The organism is Enterovirga sp. (genome assembly GCF_035325185.1).
Lineage (GTDB): Bacteria > Pseudomonadota > Alphaproteobacteria > Rhizobiales > Beijerinckiaceae > Enterovirga.
Genome location: NZ_DAOLAJ010000003.1, coordinates 59,732 through 61,160 on the forward strand (window position 1 = coordinate 59,732; position 1,429 = coordinate 61,160).

General features: G+C 68.6%; 2 protein-coding genes and 1 pseudogene. All 3 read left to right on the forward strand.

Translation table 11 applies throughout. The annotated features are described in order from the left end of the window. On the forward strand, positions 1–375 hold a 375-nt coding region (locus PKD06_RS01250; protein WP_324376938.1), incomplete at its 5' end, for an ACT domain-containing protein. Between the two features lie 7 nt (positions 376–382). Next, on the forward strand, positions 383–901 hold the full coding sequence (locus PKD06_RS01255) for an RDD family protein (protein ID WP_324376940.1): 519 nt from the start codon (positions 383–385) through the stop codon (positions 899–901). 70 nt (positions 902–971) lie between these two features. Beyond that, positions 972–1,429: pseudogene (locus PKD06_RS01260) on the forward strand (arginyltransferase); the annotation flags it as partial.

A 1,429-nucleotide genomic window follows, 5' to 3' on the forward strand; every position in this document is an offset into this window, starting at 1 on the left:
CATCCCGATCTCTTTGCCGGCCGCCGGGTGGGCCTCGTGCTCTCCGGCGGCAATATCGACGCGCGGCTGCTCGCGGCCGTGATGGTGAGGGAGCTGGAGCGTGAGAACCGGATCGCGTCCTTTCGGATCACGAGCCACGACCGCCCGGGCTTTCTCGGCGAGGTGGCGAGCCGGCTCGGCGCGCTCGGCGCCAATATCCTCGAGGTCTCGCACGGGCGGCTTTTCCTGGACGTGCCCGCCAAGAGCGTGACCGTCGATGTAACGATCGAGACACGAAACACTCAGCACACTTCGGACGTTCTCTCCGCGCTGGCGGCCGACGGTCTCGATCCGAGACCCCTCGGCCCCACCGGGTTGTCCGAAGCGGCCTATTGAGGGGAAAATGACACAGACGAACTACGTGCCGCACGGCCGATATGCCGGGCAGGATTCCTATCGCGACGCGGGAGCCTATCCCGGCCAGGCCGCGCCGATGCCGCTCGGGCGGACCGACGGGGTGCTGAGCCGGCGCGTCCTCGCCTATTGCATCGACGTCGTCGTGATCTCGTTCCTCGTGGTGCTGTTCGGCTTCCTGATCGGCGTGGCCGGCATCTTCACCTTCGGCCTCACCTGGGGGCTCTACGTCATCCTCATCCCCGGCACGGCGATCCTCTACAGCGCGCTCAGCATCGGCGGGCCCTCCATGGGCACGATCGGCATGCGCATGACCGGGCTCGTCGCGCTGGAATCCTCGACGGGCCGGGGCGCGGGCCCCCTGCTCGCCGGGCTCCACGCCCTTCTCTTCTATGTGGGCATCGGCACCCTGGCGCTCTTCGTGCTCGACATCGTCATCGGGCTCGCCCGCAGCGACCGGCGCCTCGGCCACGATCTCCTGGCGGATATCGTCGTCATCCGCCGCTGAAGACGACGCGCCCCTTGCTCCGGCGGGCGCGCTTCGGGCATCGTGGCGCGACCATGGTGAGGCGAGACGCTTGACGAGCCATCCGCGCGATGCGCCGCAATTCTACCTGACGGCGCCCTCGCCCTGCCCCTACCTGCCGGGCCGGCAGGAGAGGAAGGTCTTCACCCATATCGTGGGCCGGCGCGCCCGGGAGATCAACGAGGTCCTGACCCAGGGCGGATTCCGCCGCTCGCAGACGATCGCCTACCGGCCCGCTTGCGAGGGCTGCCGGGCCTGCATCTCGGTGCGTGTTCTCGCCGGCGAATTCGCTCTCTCGGCGAGCATGAAGCGGGTGCTGAGGCTCAACCGCGACCTCGTCGGCACCGTCCTGCCGAACCAGCCGACCCCCGAGCAATACGGCCTCTTCCGCCGCTACCTGGAGGCGCGCCACAGCGGAGGAGGAATGGCCGACATGACGGCGCTCGACTATGCGATGATGGTGGAGGACAGCCATGTCGAGACGCGGCTCGTGGAATACCGCCGCCGCGG

What these genes read in the sequence shown, in the direction of transcription:
- PKD06_RS01255 (WP_324376940.1), top strand. Translation starts at nt 383, where the DNA reads ATGACACAGACGAACTACGTGCCGCACGGCCGATATGCCGGGCAGGAT.